The sequence below is a fragment of the Mariniflexile sp. genome, assembly GCF_041583155.1.
In the GTDB taxonomy this organism is placed as follows: Bacteria; Bacteroidota; Bacteroidia; order Flavobacteriales; family Flavobacteriaceae; genus Mariniflexile.
On the sequence record NZ_JBFHGK010000020.1, the window covers coordinates 17,818 to 41,623 of the forward strand.

Below are 23,806 nucleotides of genomic sequence, written 5' to 3' on the forward strand. Positions count from 1 at the left end.
CCATCTTAAAAATAGAATACACCAACTAAACACTATGGAAAACACAAAATTTAATTTCGCTTATTTACTCTTTTTAGCTTTAGTTTCTGCTATGGGAGGTTTTTTATTCGGCTATGACTGGGTCGTTATCGGAGGCGCAAAACCTTTCTATGAGTTGTATTTTGATATAAGTGATTTACCTACACTACAAGGATGGACCATGAGTAGTGCGCTTATTGGCTGTATTTTTGGAGCCGTCATTTCAGGTTTTGTAGCCGATAAATTTGGTCGAAAACTACCTCTAATTCTATCAGCAGCATTATTTACCATTTCTGCTTTTGGAACAGGGTATGTAGATAATTTCACCCCATTCATAATTTACCGCTTAATAGGTGGTTTAGGTATTGGTTTAGCTTCTACATTGTCACCAATGTATATTGCCGAAATAGCTCCTGCAAAATACAGAGGTCAGTTTGTTGCTATTAATCAGCTAACTTTAGTTATTGGTATTTTGGTAGCGCAAGTTGCTAACTTTTTTATAGCCGAAGCTATTCCCGAAAATAGCACGCCAGAAATGATATTAAATTCATGGAATGGTCAAACAGGATGGCGTTGGATGTTTTGGGTAGAATTAATACCAGCAGTATTATTTTTTGTTTTAATGTTTATCGTACCCAAAAGTCCAAGATTTTTGGTGAAGATAAATAATGATGATAAGGCTAAAAATGTTTTAGTTAAAATTGGAGGTATTTTATATGCAGAGCAAGAATTAAAAAATGTAAAAGCCACTCTTAAAGAATCTGGAACGTCCAAAATTAATCTTTCAGATTTTAAAGGTTCAAAAGTAAAACCCATTTTAATTATTGGAATTGTATTAGCTGTTTTTCAACAGTGGTGTGGTATTAATATCATATTTAATTATGCCGACGAAATATTTTCAGCAGCTGGCTATAGTGTAGGGGATATGCTTTTTAATATCGTCATTACAGGAAGTGTTAACTTAATATTTACTCTAGTAGCCATGAGAACCGTAGATAGTTGGGGGCGTAGAAAATTAATGCTTTTAGGCTCTATCGGTTTAGCAGTAGTTTATGCTATTTTAGGTGGTGCTTATTATATGCAATTTACAGGTTGGCCAGTGTTACTTCTTGTAATTATTGCAATTGCCATTTATTCCATGTCTTTGGCCCCTATTACGTGGGTGGTTTTATCAGAAATTTTCCCTAATAAAATACGAGGTATCGCTATGTCTATCGCAACATTCTCATTATGGGTGGCATCTTTTATTCTAACCTTCACATTTCCAATTTTAAATGATGCTTTAGGTGCATCTGGAACGTTTTGGGTCTATAGTTTTATATGTGTAGCAGGCTTTTTATTTATAAGAAAGAAGTTACCAGAAACTAAAGGTAAAAGCTTAGAGGAGATTGAATTAGAATTCACAAAAGAGGAAAAAAAATAAAATATGTTTTTAATTATTAAGAAATACAAAGCACTGCTGTTTTTGTCAGCCTTGTTGAGTTTTAATTTCGCTTGTGCACAACAAGTGGCATTAGCAGAATCTTACTTAGACGGCTTGAAAGAAGAATTACGAATAGCTTGGCCTAAAAACCGAACTATAAATCTTGTATTCCATGGACATTCAGTGCCTACGGGTTACACAACTAAAGGCGTTACAGATAGGCTAAATGCTTATCCGTTCTTAACTCTTAAGCACATAAATAATCATTATCCATTTTCAGTTGTTAATACTATAACAACATCTATTGGTGGTGAGCAAGCAGAACAAGGTGCAAAACGCTTTAAAAATGACGTGTTAAACTATAAACCCGATGTACTATTTATTGATTATGCTCTAAATGACAGGAGTATAGGTTTAGAACGCGCCAAAAAGGCCTGGGAACAAATGATTGAAGAAGCATTAGAATATGGAACAAAAGTGGTTTTGCTAACGCCTACGCCAGATTTAAAAGAAGATATTGCTTCAGAAGAAACAGATTTAGCAAAACATAGTGAACAAATTAGAGGTTTAGCAAAAAAATACAATGTAGGGTTAGTGGATAGCTATGCTTTATTTAAAAAAATAGCAAAAACAGAGCATTTATCAGGTTTCATGTCTCAAAACAATCATATTAATCAAAAAGGACATCAGTTTGTTGCCGATGCTATTCTTGAATATTTTAAAAATCAATTCTAATAGAAATTAAAAATCATTTTCAAAAGAAGCCAAGCATATTTTTGGGAACAAAAAAGGAGTAATATGAAAATCAAAAGCATTATAGTCTTAATTACAGTATTTACATTTTTTAATGTAGCACAGTCGCAAATTGCAGACAGTAATACGTATTTAAGACCTGTAATTACTGAGTTTCAAAAAACGTGGCCTAGCAATAAGACTATGAATTTAGTTTTTCATGGACATAGCGTACCTACAGGGTATTTTCTAACGCCTGATGTACGTACCTTAGAAGCCTACCCGTACCTTACATTAGTAAAATTAAAAGGAATATATCCGTATGCTGTTATTAATACGATAACAACTTCCATAGGAGGAGAACAATCTGAACAAGGTGAGTTAAGATTTAATACCGAAGTTTTAACCATGCGTCCAGAAGTTTTATTTATAGACTATGCTATAAACGACCGTGGTATAGGTTTGGTTCGATCTCGTGCTGCTTGGGTTAAAATGATTGAAGACGCACTTGCTTACGGAACTAAAGTTATGTTAATGACACCAACACCTGTAAGCACGGAGGATTTATTAGATGAACAAAGTCCGTTAGCACTTCAGGCTGCTCAAATTAGAGAGTTAGCCGCATTATATCAAGTAGGATTGGTTGATAGCTTTAAGGCTTTTCAAGATTTAGCAAGGGCAGGAACAGATCTTTCAAGCTATTATGCTCAAGCTGTTCATGTTAATGAAAAAGGGCATGAAATAGTTGCTAATGAAATTAAAAAATGGTTTGATGTATCGCAATCAGTTGTTAATGCGTCTTTACACTTCGATTTTGAAAATAATACGACTACTACATCATTTGATAAAATCACAAATGCTCCAGCTACTTTTTCAGGTTCTAATATTCATACAGATTCAGAAAGAGGAAACGTGCTTTCGCTTCCTACTACAAATGCTAATTTAAAATTACCTGCAAACCCTTTAAATAAAACAGGCTATACCATGTCTTTTTGGATAAAACTAATGGTAGAAGAATTTAATAAATATGCCTTTTATTTTACTGAACAAGGTGGTAAACACCTACTCGCATTAACCAAAGAAAATTGGTTTACTCCAAAACAATTTTGTTTTTATAACCAAACAGTATCAGGAATTTGCGGTACTACACAAAAATTAGAATTTGATGAATGGAACCATATAGTTTTAATTGGAGATGGAGTAAATGCAACTATTTATCAAAATGGCACAAAACGCAACACGAGGCCATTAGCATTATCAGCACTTAACTTTACCGATTTTTATGTTGGTACTCCTACAAGTGCTTCTGCTAACTGTTATATGGATGATATCATGTTTTATCAAACAATGCTAACAGATCAAGAGGTGACTAATTTATATGATTCTCAAAAAGCTGATACGTCGTTAGGGAATAAATTTTTAGACACGAATAAGACAATGTCATATTACCCTAACCCAGTTGAAAAGGGTAACTATTTAAAAGTCGATTTATCAGTTTTTAAGGACTCTGATCCTATTGATTTCTCGGTCACGACTGTTGAGGGTAAAATGATTTTTTCAAAAGAAATTTCAACTAAGGAACAAAATGATTTTAGTTATAAAGTACCGCAACGAGGTATTCTATTTCTAACATTTAATAACAAAAAACAAAAACAAACCTTGAAGGTTATCGTAGATAAATTTTTTAAAAACACATAACTAGATATCAATTAAAACTAAAACAAAGTTAAATATGACATTACTTAAAAGAATAAAAGCGTATTTAATCCTTTTCTTAATAGCAGCAATAATTTCTTGTAAAAGTGAAGATAGTGTTCGCATGGATCTGTCTGGAGATTGGGGGTTTAAAATAGATTCTCTTGATAAGGGGTTGAATGAACAGTGGTTTAAAACAGACTTAACGGAACGTATTTCTTTACCAGGTTCCATGGCTGAAAATGGCTTAGGTGATGATATTACGGTTGAAACCAAATGGACAGGAAATATGTGGAATGATAGTTTGTGGTATAAGGACCCTAAAATGAAGAAGTACCGCGAAGAGGGTAATGTAAAGGTGCCATTTTGGTTAAGTCCTGTAAAAGTTTATTATGGTCCTGCTTGGTACCAAAAAAGGGTAAACATTCCAGAGTCTTGGTCGAATAAACATATAAATTTAGAGCTAGAACGTGTTCATTGGGAATCTACAGTTTGGGTAGATAATAAGAAAGTTGGACTAGAGAACAGTTTAGGAACTGCTCACAACTATAATCTAAGTGAGTTTTTAACACCTGGAGAACACACGATATCAATTCGAATAGATAACCGAGTAAAAGATATTGATGTAGGATTAGATGCGCATAGTATTTCAGATAATACACAAACTAATTGGATTGGTATTGTAGGTAATATCGAATTAACAGCGACTTCAAATAGCCATATTGGTAATGTAAGATTATATCCAAATGTTAAGGATAAAAAAGTGCTTGTAGTTGCACAAATTAAAAATATATCAGAAAGCACTGAAAATTATGATTTGGAATTACAAGTTAAAAGTAAAACAAATGCAAGCGAAGTGCTTGATGCTATAACTAAAAAAGTAAAGGTCGATGCAGAAGGTAAAGTAAGCATAGAGTATCCAATGGGAGAAAATCCATTGCTATGGGATGAATTCAACGCAAATCTTTATGAAATGACATTAACTTTAAAATCTCCTTCAGGAGTTGATGTAAAGAATGTTGATTTTGGTTTGCGCGAGTTTAAAGGGAAAGGGACTATTTTCACTATTAACGAACGTCCAGTTTTTTTAAGAGGAACCTTAGAATGTGCTATTTTTCCTTTAACAGGGTATCCACCAACCGATACAGATTCTTGGAAACGAATTTTTAAAATTATTCAAAACCACGGATTAAACCATATGCGTTTTCATTCTTGGTGTCCACCAGAAGCAGCCTTCAAAGCAGCCGATGAAATGGGAATTTATTTACAAGTAGAAGCATCCGCTTGGACTACAATAGGTGATGGAGCACCTATTGATAAATGGTTATATAAAGAAGCTGAAGATATTATAAATGCATATGGAAATCACCCGTCATTTGTAATGATGGCGTATGGTAATGAGCCTAGTGGTAAAAATCACACCGAATACTTAAGAAAGTTTGTTGACCACTTTAAAGCATTCGACAATAGAAGAGTTTACACCAGTGGCGCTGGATGGCCATACATTGATAATTTAGATTTTTACAATAATAGCAAACCACGTATTCAAGGTTGGAATCAAAACTTGAATAGTATTATAAATGCGAAGCCACCACAAACGGTATTCGACTATACTGATATTATTAGCAAAACACCTATGCCTTATGTAAGTCATGAAATTGGACAATGGTGCGTTTACCCAAATTTTAACGAAATGTCAAAATACACAGGGGTTTTAAAACCAAAGAATTTTGAGATTTTCAAAGAAACATTAGAAGAAAATGACATGTTAGAATTAGCCGATAGTTTGCTTTTAGCTTCTGGGAAATTACAAACACTATGTTACAAAGCCGATATAGAAGCAGCATTAAGAACTAAAGATTTTGCAGGATTCCAATTACTAGATTTGCACGATTTCCCTGGGCAAGGAACCGCCTTAATAGGTGTGTTAGATGCTTTCTGGGATGAAAAAGGTTATGTAACCCCAGAAGAATATAGCAAATTTTGTAATGAAACAGTGCCTTTAGCTCGTTTAGAGAAACGCGTTTTTAAGGGTAACGAAGCGTTTGAAGCTTCTGTTGAAGTCGCTCATTATGGAGAGAAGCCTTTTAAGAATTTAACACCAACTTGGACTTTAAAAAACGCCGATGGTAGTGTTTTCAAAAAAGGAGACTTTAATAAAGTGGATATTCCAATAGGAAATGGAATTAGCTTAGGTAAAATAAATGTGTCTCTCGATGAAATTAAAAAAGCGCAGAAATTAACGCTGGTAGTTCAAGTATCAGGATTTGAAAATACTTGGGATGTATGGGTGTATCCTAGTCAATATGAAAAAATAGACAAGGAAAACAACCTCAAGGTTGTTAATAAACTAGATGCAAGTACCATTAATTACCTTCAAAAAGGCGGAAACGTACTTTTAAATGTAACAAAAGGAGATATTGCAGCAAACAAAGGCGGTGACATTGGAGTTGGTTTCTCTAGTGTTTTTTGGAATACATCATGGACTAAAGAACAAAAACCGCATACATTAGGTATTTTATGTAACCCAGAACACCCTGCGTTAGCTAATTTCCCAACCGAATATCATTCAAATTGGCAATGGTGGGACGCCATGAGCAACTCGAATGCTATTATTTTAGATGAACTTCCTACCACATTAACACCTATAGTTAGAATTGTAGACGACTGGTTTAAAAATAGAAAAACAGCCTTAATTTTCGAAGCTAAAATTGGCAATGGAAAATTAATCATGTCAGGAATAGATTTACATACAAATATTGAAAACAGATTAGAGGCGCAACAATTATTATATAGTTTGAAAAAGTATATGGTAAGTGAACAGTTTAGCCCTAAAACTGAATTAGAAATTCAAGACATAAAAGCGCTATTAGTAAAATAAAATAAATAATCATCTGCAAAATTGAAGCAGAACAAAAACATGCAATTATGAAAACAGTTAAAGCCTGGAAAGAAAAAGTAGTGATACCTACTTACGAAGTTGGAAAACCTGAAAAATATCCTGTTTTTTTAGATAAAAGGGTGTATCAAGCAAGTTGCGGAGCTGTGTATCCAAACCCAGTAATTGAAACTATGAGTGATACTAAAGTTGACAAAGAATGGGATGCTATTTTTATTGAAAACGATTATATAAAAATAATGGTACTTCCTGCATTAGGAGGTAGAATTCAAATGGCCTATGATAAAATCAGAGAACGTCATTTTGTATACTACAATCATGTAATTAAACCTGCTCTGGTTGGTTTAACGGGTCCATGGATTTCCGGAGGTATCGAATTTAACTGGCCACAGCATCATAGACCAAGTACTTATGATCCAACCGATTTTTATATAGAAAATAATGAAGACGGAAGCATAACTGTTTGGGTTAGTGAGTTAGAGCGTATGTTCCGTACTAAAGGGATGGCAGGCTTTACACTACATCCGGACAAAGCTTACATCGAAATCAAAGCGCAACTTTATAACAGAACTCCACATCCACAAACTTTTCTATGGTGGGCAAACCCTGCCGTAGCGGTTAACGACCATTATCAATCGGTATTTCCACCTGATGTAAATGCTGTTTTCGATCATGGAAAGCGTGATGTTTCTGAATTCCCAATTGCTAAAGGAGAATATTATAAAATTGATTATTCACCAGGTACAGATATTTCAAATTATAAAAATATTCCAGTACCAACAAGTTACATGGCTATAAACTCTGAATATGATTTTGTTGGAGGGTATGAGAACGATACTAAAGGTGGTTTGTTACATATAGCCGATCATAACGTGTCTCCAGGTAAAAAGCAATGGACTTGGGGTAATGGGGACTTTGGTAAAGCTTGGGATAGAAACTTAACCGATGAAGACGGTCCATATATTGAATTAATGTGTGGTGTATATACTGATAATCAACCCGATTTTGCTTGGATGCACCCTTACGAGGAAAAAAGCTTTAAGCAATATTTTATGCCTTACTATAATGTAGGAATGGTGAAAAATGCAACGAAAGAAGCATTAGTAAACCTAGAAAAGGTAGAAGGTAAAGCATTGGTGAAAGTTTATGTAACTTCAGAATACAACAACGCCATCATTACTCTAAAAGATGAAAACAGTGTTTTATTAGATGAAGTAGTTAACCTTTCTCCAGAAAATGGTTTTGAAAAATCAATTGATCTTAAAGGTTCTAAATTTGAAGATTTAAAAATATCTGTTTCCGATAAAAAAGGTAAAGTATTAGTAGCTTGGACGCCAGATAAAAATTTATCAACCGAAATTCCTGAATCTGCAAAAGCGGCAAAATCACCACAAGATATTGATACTGTTGAAGGGTTGTATTTACAAGGATTGCATTTAGAGCAATATAGGCATGCCACCTTTAGTCCTATTGATTATTATGAAGAAGGTCTTAGAAGATCTCCTAAAGATGTGAGATGTAACAATGCTATGGGATTGTTAAATTTAAGAAAAGGACAACTAGAAAAAGCTATCACGTATTTTGATGTAGCTATCGAGTCGTTAATGAAACACAACCCAAACCCCTATGATGGTGAACCATTATTTAATAAAGGGATGGCGTTAAGCTTCTTAGGAAAAAAAGATGAAGCCTACGCAAGTTTCTTTAAAGCTTGTTGGAATGCTCAATGGCAGGATGCAGGCTACTTCAATCTTGCTCAAATAGATTGTTTAAGAGGCGATTTAGATAAAGCTCTAGACTTAATAGACCGTGCTTTAATTAAAAACTGGCATAACCATAAAGGAAGACATTTAAAGATTGTTATTCTAAGAAAACAAGGTAAACTTGAAGCAGCAAACAAACTGGTAGAGGAGTCTTTAGCGATTGATCAATTTAATTTTGGTGTATTATACGAGCGTTATTTGTTATCTAATAAAGCGGAAGACTTAAATGCTTTCAAAAGCTTGATAAGAGATTATGCACATAACTACTTAGAATTTTCTTTAGATTATGCTGCTGCTGGACAGTTTGATGAAGCCATTTCAATATTAAAAGTACATACTGAAGGTAAAACGGAAGTTTATCCTATGATTTATTATTTCATGGGATGGTTCTTTGACGAAAGAGGAGATACCAATAAAGCTTTAGAATGCTATAAAAAAGCTTCCCAAATGCCAGATACTTATTGTTTCCCTAATAAAATTGAAGAAGTTTTAGCTCTTAAAGCGGCTTGTAAAGCAAATCCAACCGATGCTAAAGCATTTTATTACTTAGGAAACTTTTGGTATGCCTCAAAACAATATAAAGAAGCACAAGAATGTATCGAGATGTCGGTTAAACTTGATGATACTTTTGCTATTGCACAACGTAATTTAGCATTACTTTACTATAATAAAACAAACCAAAAAGATCAGGCAAGAAAGCATTTAGAAAAAGCTTTTGAATTAGACTCAACTGATGCGCGTTTGTTAATGGAATTAGATCAGCTGTACAAAAAAATTAATGTTTCTGTTGATGAGCGTTTAAACCTTTTGGAAAAACATATAGACTTAACAAACTCAAGAGATGATTTGTATTTAGAACGTATAGCAATTTATAATGTTAAAGGTGACTTTGAAAAAGCAGAAGCCCTTTTAAAGCAACGTCAATTCCACCCATGGGAAGGAGGTGAAGGTAAAGTACCATTTCAATACTTAACTGTACAAGTAGAACTAGCTAAGAAATATATAACACAAGGTAACTTCCAAAAAGCTATTGATTATTTAGAGCAAGCTCAAACGTATCCTCATAATTTAGGTGAAGGGAAATTGCATGGAACTCAAGAAAACGATATTCATTATTGGTTAGGTTGTGCTTATGAAGGTTTGGGCGATCATGAAACAGCTAAACAGTTTTTCGAAAAAGCATCAGAAGGTCTTAGCGACCCAAGTCCGGCGATTTTCTATAACGATCAGCAACCAGATAAAATATTTTACCAAGGATTAGCATTACAAAAATTGAATAGATGCGACGAAGCCAATACCCGTTTTGAAAATCTATTAAATTATGGAAATACACATATGAATGATGACGTGAAGTTAGATTATTTCGCTATTTCACTTCCAGATTTATTAATTTGGGAAGAAGATTTAAATGTTATAAATCAAATACACTGTAACTATTTAATAGGATTAGGGCAGTTAGGAATGGGGCAGCAAGAAGAAGCTATAAAAACATTTAGTAAAGTAACTAACATCGCTTTTCATTTGCCAGCACATATTCACGCTAATTTAGAATTAAGCGCTATTAATAATTAACTAGCAGTAGTATAAAAACTAAAACAATTATGAAAACAATAACTAAAAGTTTGTTGTTTATAGTCGTATTCATGATGTATACTGTTGGGATTGCTCAAAAGAGTGATCCCAATATTATCATCATTTATGTGGATGATTTAGGTTATGGAGATATTGGTGTTAATGGAGCCGTTGGTATTAAAACGCCCCATGTAGATGCTTTAGCAAAAAATGGCTTAAACTTTACAGATGCGCACAGTTCATCTTCAACCTGCACACCTTCACGGTATTCTCTTTTAACAGGTAGTTATGCATTTAGAAATAACGCCGCTATATTAGAAGGTGATGCGCCTTTAATTATAGACCCAAATCAGGAAACCCTGCCAAGTATGCTACAAAAAGCTGGCTATAAAACAGGAGTTGTTGGAAAATGGCATTTAGGACTTGGTCGAGGCAAGATAGATTGGAATAGACGTGTAGCTCCAGGCCCTAAGGAAGTTGGGTTTGATTATAGCTTTTTAATTCCTGCAACAGGAGATAGAACACCTTGTGTGTTTTTAGAAAATCAAGAGGTTGTAGGATTAGATTTGGCAGATCCTATTACAGTAAGTTACGGAACACGAATAGATGGCTATCCTTTGGGTAGAGAACATCCTGAGTTATTAAAACAGCATACAGATCCATACCATCAAGGCGCCATTATTAATGGAATCAGCCGTATTGGTTATATGAATGGAGGAAAAGAAGCCTTATGGGTAGATGAAGAAATACCTTTTGTACTTTCTGCAAAAGCAAATTCGTTTATAGATGATAATAAGGATGATAAATTTTTCTTGTATTTCTCATTGCATGACATTCATCAACCAAGAATTGCTAACATAAAATTTGTTGAAAGTAGTACCATGGGCCCTAGAGGAGATGTGATTGCTCAAATGGATTGGTGTGTAGGTCAAATTACCGAGTCCTTAAAAAAAGCAAACCTTCTAGATAATACCTTAATTATTTTTACGAGTGACAACGGACCAATATTAGATGATGGATATTTAGATTATGCCATAGAATTAGTAGGAGACCATAAACCAGCGGGCCCATTTAGAGGGACTAAATACTCTGTTTATGAAGCTGGTACGCGTATGCCAACTATTGCCCATTGGCCAAAACGCATCAAGCCAGGAACTAGCTCGGCCTTATTATCACAAGTAGACTTATATGCTACATTAGCTGATTTAATTAATCACAAAATAGATAAAGGAGCTGCACCAGATAGTGAAAACCATTTACAAGCTTGGTTAGGAGAAACCAATAAGGGGCGCGAGTTTTTACTTGAAGAGGCTTACACATTCGGATTGAGAATGGGTAAATGGAAGTATATTCAACCAAAAGATCAACAAATACCAAAGTGGTTAAGCGATAAGTTTGTCGATCCTGGATTTAAAAAAGAAATACAGTTGTTTAACTTAGAAGAGGACCCTTCTGAAAGCAATAATGTATATGAAAAACATCCTGATATCGTTAAAATAATGGAGAAAAAAATGGCTAAAATCCTAAAAAATTAATTTCGTATTCCTAATGAAGTATTGTTTCTATATTATTTTTATTGTACATGGTTTTACTACAGTTTTGGCTCAAGACAGACCTAATATATTGTGGATAACCATTGAAGATACTTCACCACAATTTATAGGGTGTTATGGTAATGAGGATGCTAAAACACCTATAATAGATAAATTGGCACAGGAAGGTGTTCGTTTTACCAATGCGTTTTCCACAGGAACCGTATGTTCTGCAAGTAGATCTACCATAATTACAGGTGCTAGAACTTTTAAAACGGGTACAGGGCACCAAAGAAGTCAATATCCCATTCCAAATTATATTAAAGGTTTTCCTTATTATTTAAAACAATTAGGATATTATACTACTAATAATTCTAAAACAGATTATAATATTGCCAATGAAATAGACTTTGTAAATGAGGCTTGGAATGAAAGTTCTAGAAAAGCAACATGGAAAGGTAGGAAAGAAGGACAACCATTCTTTGCAGTATTTAATTTCGATGATTCGCATCAATCTAGAACCATGTCCTGGACTTTTAAGCAGTATGAACAATATGTTTGGGAGCAACTTCCGGAAGAAGATAGAATAGCAGATGATGCGTTTAAAATACCTCCCTTTTATAATGATACACCCGAAATGCGCAAACAATTTGCAAGGGTATATAATTCTATTAAGTTAACTGATAATCGTATTGGCGAATTACTCAAAAAATTAGAGGACGATGGTTTAAAGGATGATACTATTATTTTCTTTTATGCAGACCATGGAGAAGGCATTCCTAGAGCCAAAACAAATGGTATTAACTTAGGGTATCGAGTACCTTTTGTAGCATGGTTTCCAGAAAAATTTGAACATTTATCACCTTGGAAAACAGCAGGAGTTACTAACGACCTTATCAGTTTTGAAGACTTGGTACCAAGCATGATCGATTTACTAGGAGGAAAAGCACCTGAGTATATGAAAGGTAAATCTTTTTTCAAAAATAATTCAAATTCTAAAAACGACCTATTATTACTTTCTACAGATAGAGTAGATAATGGCCTAGATTTGGTAAGAAGTGTAACCGATGGAAAATATGTTTATTCAAGAAACTTTATGCCATTTATACCAGAAGTACGGTATATTAATTATCTAGAAATTGCAGATATTACAAAGCATATGCGTAATGATTTAAAACAAGGTAAACTTAATACATTACAAGCTGGTATTTTTGATGAACGACCTCATGAAGTGCTATATGATATTGAAAATGATACTTGGGAAACAAATAATTTAGCTGATAATCCAGAATACAAGTCTGTTATTGAAAAAATGAGACAGTTTATGGATACAGAGCTTTTAAAAGCGAAAGACATCATGTTTATGCCAGAATATGAAATGGCTAAAATTGCAAAAAAGCAAACCCCTTACGAATACCGTTTAGACGAAGTTAATTATAATTTTAATGAGATTTACAAGGTAGCATCCTTGTCTGGTAAAAAAGGAATAGAAATTATAAAAACTCAAATAGCATATTTAAAGCATCAAAACAATATGGTTCGCTATTGGGCTAGTATTGGATTAATGTCGCAAGATAAAACACTATTAAAATCTTATCAAAAGGAATTAAATGAATTTCTTTATGATGATTATCCACCAGTGGCTATTACTATTTCTGCACTTTTATACAATAAATACAATAATAAAAATGCTATAGATATTTTAAATACTTACTGTAAAAGTAGTAATGAAGATTGGTCATTGTCGCTAATGAGCATAAATTATATGCTGTATTTTAATGATAGAAGTCCTTTTGAAACTACTATTTCTCAGTTATTTCAAAGTCCTAACCTTAATTCTCATTTAAAAAGCGCATGCCATGATTTTTTGCAAAGCCAAAGAATTAGAAAAGAAATATAAATAATAAAGTAAAAGTTATAAACTAAGATAGATATTATGAAATTTTTTAAACTCGCAGTTGTAATATTAGCATTAACCATAAGTGCATGCTCAACTACTAAATTAGAACAAATTGATTTGTCCGGCCAATGGCAGGTTAAGCTAGACTCTACCAATGTAGGCGAAGACGAAAATTGGGCTTTATCAAAAATTATAGGTAATTCAATTAATTTACCAGGTACATTGGATGATGCGTCTATTGGGACACCTAACACCTTAGAGCCAGCTATTAACAACTATGTAATGTCTAATCTTGCTAGAAAGCATCAATATATAGGCAAAGCATGGTATCAAAAAGAAATTGAAATACCTAATACATGGAAAGGTAAAAATGTTACTTTAAATTTAGAGCGTATCATTTGGGAGTCTTCAGTTTATATAGATGGAAAACTTATTGGGTCTGCTAATAGTCTAATTGGAAACCATGGGTATGATTTAACACCTTTTTTAACACCAGGAAAACATTTGTTAACTATTTGTATTGATAATTCTAATAAATTTCCTTTCATAAATGTTGCTGGTACAAAATACCCAGATGTTGTAAATCAAGATATGGCGCACGCTTATACTAACCATACACAAATTAAATGGAATGGTATTTTAGGAGACATTTTGTTAACGGCATCAAATAAAAATACGCCCGAAAACCTTCAGGTATACCCTAACCTTAAAGATAATACACTAAAAGTAACATTCAATCAATCAGCATCTATTAAAGAATCACTACGTTGTGTCATCACATCTATAAACGGGGAAGTTGTTTTTGATTCAGAAATCGCTAATTCAGAAACAACAGGTAATCTCATCAGTTTTATAATAAATAGACCAGAGAAATTAGAATTTTGGGATGAGTTTAACCCTGCCCTTTATGATGTTGAAGTTACATCAAACTCAGGAAGTGTTAAAACGCGATTTGGTTATAAAGGACTTACAAACAATGATGGTGATTTAACTTTAAACGGTAAGCGTATTTTTCTTCGTGGTAATTTAGAATGTGTTATTTTTCCTTTAACAGGATATCCTCCAATGGAAAAAGAAGAATGGGCAACACTTATTAAACAAGCTAAAAGTTATGGTTTAAACCACTTACGTTTTCATTCATGGTGTCCGCCAAAAGCAGCGTTTGAAGCAGCTGATGAATTAGGTTTTTATTATCAAGTAGAACTTCCTCATTGGAGTTTAAAAGTAGGAGAAGATGCAAAAACAACAGCATTTTTAAAAGAAGAAGCCGATAAATTGATTAAAGATTATGGAAACCACCCATCCTTTCTATTCATGGCGCTGGGGAATGAGCTTCAAGGAGACGCTAGTTTGTTAAATAGTATAGTGGCAGATTTAAAAACAAAGGACAATAGGCATATGTATGCTACTACAGCATTTTCTTTTCAAAGGCCCATGGGAGTAAAACCAGAACAAGAAGATGATTTTTTTATCACCCAATGGACCGCTAAAGGTTGGATTCGCGGACAAGGAATTTTCAACGATAAAGCGCCTCATTTTAATGCCGATTACACGTCTGGAAGTGCTCATATAGATATTCCTTTAATATCGCATGAAATCGGACAATACTCGGTATATCCAGACATGAGTGAAATTTCTAAGTATACAGGCGTTTTAGAGCCTCTTAATTTTATTGCAGTTAAACAAGATTTAGAAAAGAAAGGTTTAATTGATTTGGCTCCAGATTTTACCTATAATTCAGGAAAATTAGCGGCATTACTTTATAAAGAAGAAATTGAGCGTGCTTTAAAAACACCAAGTTTTGATGGGTTTCAATTGCTACAGTTACAGGATTTTCCAGGACAAGGAACCGCTTTAGTTGGCTTACTCAATGCATTCTGGGAATCGAAAGGAATTATTTCAGCTGAAGAATTTAGTCAGTTTAATAGCGAATTAGTACCACTATTACGTTTTGAAAAAGCAGTGTATGAAACAGGCGAAACCTTTGATGCTTCAATAGAAATAGCAAACTTTTTTGAAGATAAAGAAAACCAAACTATAGATTGGACAGTAATAGATGATTTAGGTACTTTGGTAAAAAACGGTAGTGAAAGTAATGTAAACTTAACTATTGGTAATAATATAAATTTAGGAAATATAAATTTTGATATTGATGTTAAAGAGGCTAAACAATTAAAAATAACAGTCGCTTTAAAAGGTACAAAATATAAAAACAGTTGGAACATATGGGTGTATCCAAAAGATGTAACTACAACTTCAGAAGCGGTACTAATAACATCTTCTTTTGATGTAGCTTCTAAAGCTTTAAGCCAAGGAAAAACAGTTTTGTTAAATCCAAACTATAAGTCATTACAAGGTATTGAAGGTCGTTTTGTTCCTGTGTTTTGGAGTCCTGTGCACTTTCCAAATCAACCGGCGTCTATGGGAGTATTCGTAGATGATAAGCACCCTGCGTTTAGTAGTTTTCCAACCAGTACACATTCTGATTGGCAATGGTGGGATTTATGTATAAATTCTAAATCCGTGATTATAGACTCATTAGCTGTAACTCCAATAATTCGTGTGATAGATAATTTTGTAACCAATCATCATTTATCAAATGTATTTGAAGCTAAAGTAGGTAGTGGTAAGTTGGTGTTTTCTGCCGTAGATATAACAACAAATTTAAATAAAAGACCTGTTGCTAGACAATTAAGACATAGTTTGTTGAACTACATGACTGGCGATAAATTTAACCCTTCAGAAAATCTAGATATGAAAGATTTAGAGGGAATAATGATAGAGGGTGAAAAAGGTGGTTTTTCAGCAAAAGATGTGTATAGCACAGGGTATAATTAAATAAACAATGATGAAGTTATTAATAATTCGAAATAAGATTTTAAGTATTGTTATAACTTCTTTTAGTTTTTTTATATCATCATCTCAGGAACAGGTTTTAATAAATCCATTTGTCGAGCATCAAACAATAGAAGGTTGGGGCGTATCACTAGCTTGGTGGGCAAATCTAGTAGGGGGTATGCCGCAATCAACTATCGATGAACTTGCAGGTTATGCTGTTAATGATTTAAATTTTAACGTATTTAGATTCAATATTGGAGGTGGAGAAAATCCTAATTGCACAGAAGGAGATCACATAAGAAAAGATGGTGGTAAAATGCCCGGATATAGAAGCCCTCAGAATGATGGTGAAGGTTGGGGAACTTACAACTTGTCTAATGATGCTAGGCAAATAGCTGTAATGGACAAAATGGCATCTTTAAGAGCTCCTAAAGGAGATATAATTACAGAAATGATATCCTATTCACCTCCTTGGTGGATGACGCATGGTGCTTGTGTAGCAGGAAATGTAAGTGCTACTTCAGAAAATTTAAAGCCAGATTTTTATGATGATTTCGCAGATTATTTGGCTTCTGTAACAGCAGGTTTAAATACAAGTTATCCGTCATGGAACATCAGTTATATAGAACCTTTTAACGAACCTATTTCAGGCTATTGGAAAAAAGGAGGAAACCAAGAAGGATCGGCTATTTATGAAGCGACTCAGGCTCAAATATTATGGCGATTATGGCAAAGAAAAATAGCTTTGGGTATTCCTTCTATTAAACTTGCAGCAGCAGACAACTCTAAAGTGACTTCTGCACTTAGTAATTTAACCACATTAAAAAATAATAATCCAAACGAATACAATGGTATTGCTAAAATAAATACCCATAGTTATGGCGGTGGTTGGCAGGATAAAGCTAATTTGGCAACCTTTGCGAAAAATAACGGAAATAAACCTATATGGCAAACTGAAACTGGACCTTTAAGTTGGACGCCACCAATAGCGAATGCGTGGTACATAAGACATTATGATATGGCTTATCGTTTGGTGGAAGACCTTCGGAACTTGAAATCAACCGTTTGGTGCGATTGGCAACTTATGTCTAGAGATGATGGTTGGGGCATGCTTCATCAAACAAATTGGAATGAAAACATACCGTTTCAAACGCCTATATTAAATAAAACTAGAGGTTTTTATTGCCGTAAAAATGTAACTAATTTTATAAAAGTTGGATACACGATTATAAACTCTACGCACGGCGCTACATTAGCGGCTTTAAGTCCTGATAAGAAAGAAGTTGTTATTGTTGTTGTTAATAACGGTAATAGTACAAAATCATATGATGTTGATTTAAGTAATGTCTCCAATATAACAAATTTTAAAACCTATAGAACCTCGGGGTCTAGCTCTGGTTTTGGTGAAGATACATCAGAAAAAACACTTGAAACTATTTCAGAAAAAGGGATTTTATCTGGGAATAAATTATCGTATAATGCCCCTGCTTATTCTGTAACAACGTTTGTTGTAAATGTTTCAGAGGCATTGTCAGTATCGAAGATTAATAAAAGTGATGTTAAGCTATTTCCTATACCATTTTCAACTCATTGCACGCTTAAATTACCGTATCAGTTATTTGATGCTAAGATATTTATTTATAATTCATTAGGGGTTAAAGTTAAGGGGATGAATAATATCGAAGTCCAAAAAATAATAATTGATAGAGAAGGCTTAGGTACAGGTATTTATTTTTACACATTAACAGAAAATTCATCTATAGTATCAAAAGGAACTTTGCTTATAAATTAAAGTTAAAAGTGCTTCTATAAAAGTGTAAGTTTTATCTAACAAATTGGCGACATTATTTTGTTCTGAAATTATTTTTTTTGTGTTTATAACTAAGATAATTCTTCTAAACAATTCAATAAGTAAAATTGTCTATGTTTTAAGTTTTTAAAGCTATATTTTCAATGGTGTATGTAAGTATATTTGTGATTGGTGATCACTAAATATATATTGATATTTTGGTTTAAGAATATATATCCTATCGTTACTATTAGAACGAATTTGATACTATACATAGAGCGTATAGACTTTTTTCAAGCTGTTTTCTCCTAATTAATTTCTATTAAGTAATCATAAATATAAATGATTTGTTTAATATTCTAATCTACTTAAAAAAGGTTCATTTAGTTGATTTCAATAACATGATTGCAATATTTTAAAAATTATGAAGTTTATAAAATTTACTTTCTGTTTTCTTTTATGTCTTTTATTTTCACTGGCATCTGCACAAATTCAATCTATTCGCAATGGTATATTACATCGAGATACCGATGGGAATAGAATACAAGCGCATGGTGTAAGCATCATGAAACACAACGGTGTTTATTAAATGCTTGGGGAAGACCGTTCAGATACCTATACTTTTGAAGGCGTTAATTTGTATGCTTCTACCGATTTGATGAATTGGGAATTCAAAAAAACCATTATAGATGAAGCTATTAATAGCGACTTAACCAACCACCTTCGTATTACAGAACGCCCGTGTTTAATATACAACGCATTGACCAATAAATTTGTGGTTTGGCTTAAGTATCAAAATTCAAGTTATACCAATAATAAAATGGCTATTTTTCATTCTACTACCATTGATGGCGATTATGTGTATGATAGAGAGTTTTTTCCTAAAGGATACGATTCTAATGATTGTAGCATGTTTATCGATACAGACGGCAAAGCATACTTCATATCAACAAATAAAGCTAATGGTAGTTTAAATCTATATGCATTAACGAGTGATTATTTGGATGCTGCTGACGCTACTGTTTTGTTTGCAGGAGAACATAAAGAAGCACCAGTTATTTTTAAGAAAGATAATCTCTACTATATGCTTTGCTCTACTAAAACAGGCTGGGATCTAAACCAAATGCGTTATAGTACGTCTACATCGCTTAAAAGTGGATGGTCTGCATGGAAGCTTGTTGGTAATGGTATTACTTATGATTCGCAACCCTCTGATGTAATCACTATTATTGGAACATCTGGAACCCATCATTATTATGTAGGAGATAGATGGAAAGATCCAGATTTACCAGAATCTAAAATTATTATACTTCCCCTTAATGTAAACACAACTAACAAAACATTAAGCATGCCCTATGTTCATGAATTTAAAATTGACATGACTACAGGCACTTGGACGCCTTTTGATGATAATAGTTACGTACCCCAAAACAATTGGAGCTTGGTGTCAACATCTAGTGAAGAAAGTATAAGTGGTAATTATCCAGCAACAAATGCTTTTGATAATAATTTGAATACCATTTGGCACTCAGCTTATTCAGTTGCAGATACATTTCCTCATGAATTAATTATCAATTTAGGTTCAAACTATAATGTATCTGGTTTTATGTATATCCCACCTCAAGATACTAGCCTTAATGGTATTGTTGAAGATTTTCAACTTTTCTTAAGTTCAGATGGTATTAATTGGGGTGCACCTGTAGCTTCTGGTAACTTGGGGTATTGGAGTGAAATTTATTTTCCTCAAACCACAGCACACTATATGAAATTTGTTGCCAAAAACGACGTGCAAGGTTCTCGGTATGCAGCGGCGGCAGAACTGCGGTTAATGACAAATAGTGATTATGAAAGCTCGGGTATAAATTCTTATTATAATGTGGATAATACAGGTTGGAAAACAGGAACACAAGCCGATGTTAATGTAGGGAATACCATTCAGTTTGGGCCACAAGCTAAATATGGAGTATCTGGCCAAACGCCTTATTATGGCTCTTATAGTTGGTATGGTCCTGACAATTTTTACGCAAACACAAGAGGAGCAGGGGTAAATAATATACAAGCAAACCAATTGGGAGAATACACGGTTTATTATCTTGATGATCGCTTTTTTATGCAAAAACAAGTAGTCAATATAATCTCCAGTACTTTGTCTATAGAAGATATTAGTTTAAATAAGAAAAGCTATTTATATCCTAACCCTGCTATCGATATAGTAAATATTCATAATAGTTACGCAAACACTCCCTATGTTATATATGATAGTTATGGAAAAATAGTTTTAAAAGATAAAGGGACGTTTATAAATGTTTCTAAATTAACGGCAGGTTATTACACTGTTCTAATTGATAATAAAGCCTATAAATTCATAAAAAAAATAAGTTTCTTATAAATAATTTAAGATGAAAATAATGATTAAAACCAGTAATTTAAACACTATGAAAAATAAATATTTAGGTGCTGTAGCAATTATGATGTTACTCTTTTTAAGTTGTAATGAACAGGTTACAAGACCTATTTATACCGCGACAACTTGGGAAAACCCCGAATGGGAAAACCCAGAGATATTTCAAATAAACCGCGAAGCCCCTAGAGCCACATTTTATAATCATAAAACAACAGCCGAAGCGTTATCAAATAAAGATTGGAAGACCTCTTCGTTATACAAATCATTAAACGGAACTTGGGATTTTTACTATGCAGACAGTGTACAAGCTAGACCTGCTGAATTTTATAAAGAAGATTTTAGTGTAAAAGGCTGGGATACCATAACCGTACCTTCTAACTGGGAAATGCAAGGTTTTGGATTACCTATTTATACCAATGTTGTTTATGTATTCCCTAAAAACCCTCCATTTATACCTCATAACATGAATAACGTGGGAAGTTATAAACGAACGTTCGAAGTGCCAAGTGATTGGGGTTCTAAAGACGTTTTTCTTCATTTTGAAGGAGTAAGTGGGGCCATGTATGTTTACGTTAATGGGCAAATGGTTGGTTATAATGAAGGCAGTAAAACACCAGCAGAGTTTAATATTACAAAATATCTTAAATCTGGCGAAAATCAATTAGCGGTACAAGTCTTGCGTTGGTCTGATGCTAGTTATATGGAAGATCAAGACTTTTGGAGATTAAGTGGTATTGAGCGTGATGTATATTTACGTGCCGAAAATCCAGTTTATATCAAGGATATTGAACTTAACGGTGATTTGTCAGCAGACTATAGCCAAGGTATGTTTGATGTAATGTTAGATATTGGGTCTCGTTCAACGCAAAAAGAAAATGGACAAGTTGAAATTAAACTTCTAGACGGTGAAACAGTACTTAAAACATTTTCAAAAGAGTTTAAAACTCTATTAGGAGGTAGAACAAGTATAGGGTTTGGGGAAAGTGTTTCAAACATTATTGCTTGGACTGCCGAAACACCAAAGCTTTACACCGTTTTAGTAGAGTTAAAAGACGCTCAAGGGAATCTACTACAAGCAACATCGCTAAAAATAGGTTTTAGAAATATTAAAATTCAAAATAGTCAATTTTTAGTAAATGGTAAGCCTGTTTTGATAAAAGGTGTGAACCTTCATGATCATGATGAAAAAACCGGACATGTTATTAGCGAGGAATTAACCATGAAGGATTTAAGGTTAATGAAAGAAAATAATATAAATGCCATTCGTTGCAGTCACTACCCTAAAAATCCGTTTTTCTATAGTCTTTGTGATCAATACGGCTTTTATGTTATAGATGAAGCTAACATTGAAACACACGGTATGGGAACCACCAATCAAGGGTTGGATAATAATGAAGAACTTAAAAAAATACACCCAGCATACTTACCAGAATGGAAAGAAGCACATATGGATAGAACCATTCGTATGTTTGAACGCGATAAAAATCATACATCTATCGTAACTTGGTCTTTGGGTAACGAAGCAGGAAACGGGGACAATTTTTTTGCAACCTATGAATGGCTTAAAGGGCAAGATAGAACACGCCCTACGCAATACGAAGGAGCAACTCATTATGAGAATACAGATATTCAAGCGCCTATGTACGATCGTATTCCGCAAATAATTAAGTACGTAGAAAACAACCCGAAACGCCCATTAATATTATGTGAGTACTCACACGCTATGGGTAATAGTTTGGGTAATTTTAAAGATTATTGGGATGCTTTCCGTAAATATGACGTACTTCAAGGAGGTTTTATTTGGGATTGGGTAGATCAAGGGCTTGTAGCGACTACTGAAGATGGCGAAACATATTGGGGTTACGGTGGTGACTTTGGAGCCGAAAATATTCAAAATGATGCTAATTTTTGTTTAAATGGTATTGTAAATGCAGACCGTTCTCCACATCCAGGTTTAGAAGAACTTAAGAAAGTATATCAAGATATTCAATTTAAAAAAGCGAATTTAGAAACAGGAGAAGTAACTATTTTTAATGAATACTTTTTTACCAATTTAAATAATTTTAATTTTTCATGGACACTATTTAAAGAAGGAAAAGAGATAGGGAAAAGTGATATAGAATCGTTCGATTTAGAGCCTAGAGGCACTAAAACAATAACACTTAATTTACCAAAAGTCGATTTAAAATCTGGGGAATACGCGCTACAATTAGTGGCCTCAACAAAAAATGAGTTGCCATTATTACCAAAAGGATATCCTTTAGCTAAAGAAGAATTTATAGCAGGAACTTTTACGCCTGTTTTTCAAAAGAATACAGATGCTGTCATTGCAGTAGAATCTCAGGATAGTTTATTAACGTTTAAATCAGCTGCTTTCAAAGCAAGTTTTAATATTAAAACAGGGCAATTAGTAACATTAGATTATGGTAACGAAAATATTCTTTTGCAAGGAATTAAGCCAAATTTCTGGCGCGCTACCACAGATAATGATTTTGGGTTTAATATGCCAAAGCGATTTGGAGCATGGAAGCGTGCAACAGAAAATCAAACATTATTATCAATTGAGCTAAAAGATGGTAATAAGGTAATAGATTTAGCGTCTATAAGTCAAAGTAAAAATTTAACGAATACTTGGGCTAGCGTTCAAGTTGTTTATCAATTGCCAGATGCTATGGCTAAAATTCAATTAGATTATAAAATGGATGCTTCAGGTCAAATAACAGTTACCAATACCCTTAAAGATGTTAAAAAAGAATTACCAAGCATGCCTCGTTTCGGTAATAATTTAATATTAAATAACAGTTACAGTCAAGTAAATTGGTATGGAAGAGGACCACATGAAAATTACCAAGACAGAAAGACCTCTGCTTTTATAGGAAACTATAAAGCTACGGTTAAAGATTTATATTTTCCCTATGCTCGTCCGCAAGAAAATGGATATAGAACAGATGTACGTTGGTTGTCTTTTACCAATGAAAACGGAAAAGGAATCAAAGTCTTAGGCCCAAAACCTTTAAGCTTTAGTGCGCACCATCAATACAATTCAGATTTCGATGCAGGATTAACAAAACAGCAACGTCACACAATTGATATTGTTACAAGAGATTTAGTTAATATTAATATAGACCATGCACAAATGGGTGTTGGTGGAGATACGAGTTGGTGGACCTTACCATTAGAGAAATACCAAATTAAAGCTAAAAACATGAGTTATTCATATTCAATAATCCCAATTAATTAA

General features: G+C 33.6%; 12 protein-coding genes. All 12 read left to right on the plus strand.

The genetic code is table 11. The annotated features are described in order from the left end of the window. Positions 1-16 precede the first annotated feature (16 nt). The 12 genes from ABYI63_RS09200 to ABYI63_RS09255 all read left to right on the plus strand — a co-directional run bounded on the left by ABYI63_RS09200 (position 17) and on the right by ABYI63_RS09255 (position 23,806). On the plus strand, positions 17-1,441 hold the full coding sequence (locus tag ABYI63_RS09200; protein ID WP_372755788.1) for a sugar porter family MFS transporter: 1,425 nt from the start codon (positions 17-19) through the stop codon (positions 1,439-1,441). Positions 1,442-1,444: 3 nt separating this feature from the next. After that, on the plus strand, positions 1,445-2,176 hold the full coding sequence (locus ABYI63_RS09205) for an SGNH/GDSL hydrolase family protein (protein ID WP_372755728.1): 732 nt from the start codon (positions 1,445-1,447) through the stop codon (positions 2,174-2,176). A gap of 63 nt (positions 2,177-2,239) precedes the next feature. Beyond that, entirely contained in the window at positions 2,240-3,871 is a 1,632-nt protein-coding gene (locus ABYI63_RS09210; protein WP_372755730.1) for a LamG-like jellyroll fold domain-containing protein, read from the plus strand. Between the two features lie 34 nt (positions 3,872-3,905). Beyond that, complete coding sequence (locus ABYI63_RS09215; protein ID WP_372755732.1) at positions 3,906-6,749, plus strand: sugar-binding domain-containing protein; 2,844 nt, start codon at positions 3,906-3,908, stop codon at positions 6,747-6,749. A 47-nt stretch (positions 6,750-6,796) separates the two neighbouring features. Then, a complete protein-coding gene (locus ABYI63_RS09220; RefSeq protein WP_372755734.1) occupies positions 6,797-10,102 on the plus strand; it encodes a DUF5107 domain-containing protein in 3,306 nt (1,101 codons plus the stop codon). A 29-nt stretch (positions 10,103-10,131) separates the two neighbouring features. After that, entirely contained in the window at positions 10,132-11,637 is a 1,506-nt protein-coding gene (locus tag ABYI63_RS09225) for a sulfatase-like hydrolase/transferase (RefSeq protein WP_372755736.1), read from the plus strand. Positions 11,638-11,650: 13 nt separating this feature from the next. Then, positions 11,651-13,534 carry a sulfatase gene (locus tag ABYI63_RS09230; RefSeq protein WP_372755738.1) on the plus strand — a complete coding sequence of 628 codons (1,884 nt, stop codon included), beginning with the start codon at positions 11,651-11,653 and terminating at the stop codon, positions 13,532-13,534. 36 nt (positions 13,535-13,570) lie between these two features. Then, positions 13,571-16,372, plus strand: a complete 2,802-nt coding sequence (locus ABYI63_RS09235; RefSeq protein ID WP_372755740.1) for a sugar-binding domain-containing protein — start codon at positions 13,571-13,573, stop codon at positions 16,370-16,372. Positions 16,373-16,382: 10 nt separating this feature from the next. Continuing rightward, positions 16,383-18,164: a glycoside hydrolase gene (locus ABYI63_RS09240; RefSeq protein WP_372755742.1), complete on the plus strand. Its 1,782-nt coding sequence runs from the start codon at positions 16,383-16,385 to the stop codon at positions 18,162-18,164. Between the two features lie 421 nt (positions 18,165-18,585). Continuing rightward, positions 18,586-18,750 carry a hypothetical protein gene (locus ABYI63_RS09245; RefSeq protein WP_372755744.1) on the plus strand — a complete coding sequence of 55 codons (165 nt, stop codon included), beginning with the start codon at positions 18,586-18,588 and terminating at the stop codon, positions 18,748-18,750. Then, the gene (locus ABYI63_RS09250) at positions 18,751-20,550 is read left to right on the plus strand and encodes a discoidin domain-containing protein (RefSeq protein ID WP_372755746.1); all 1,800 of its coding nucleotides are present in this window, start codon (positions 18,751-18,753) and stop codon (positions 20,548-20,550) included. Positions 20,551-20,596: 46 nt separating this feature from the next. Further along, positions 20,597-23,806, plus strand: coding sequence for a glycoside hydrolase family 2 TIM barrel-domain containing protein (locus ABYI63_RS09255; RefSeq protein WP_372755748.1), 3,210 nt, complete (start codon positions 20,597-20,599; stop codon positions 23,804-23,806).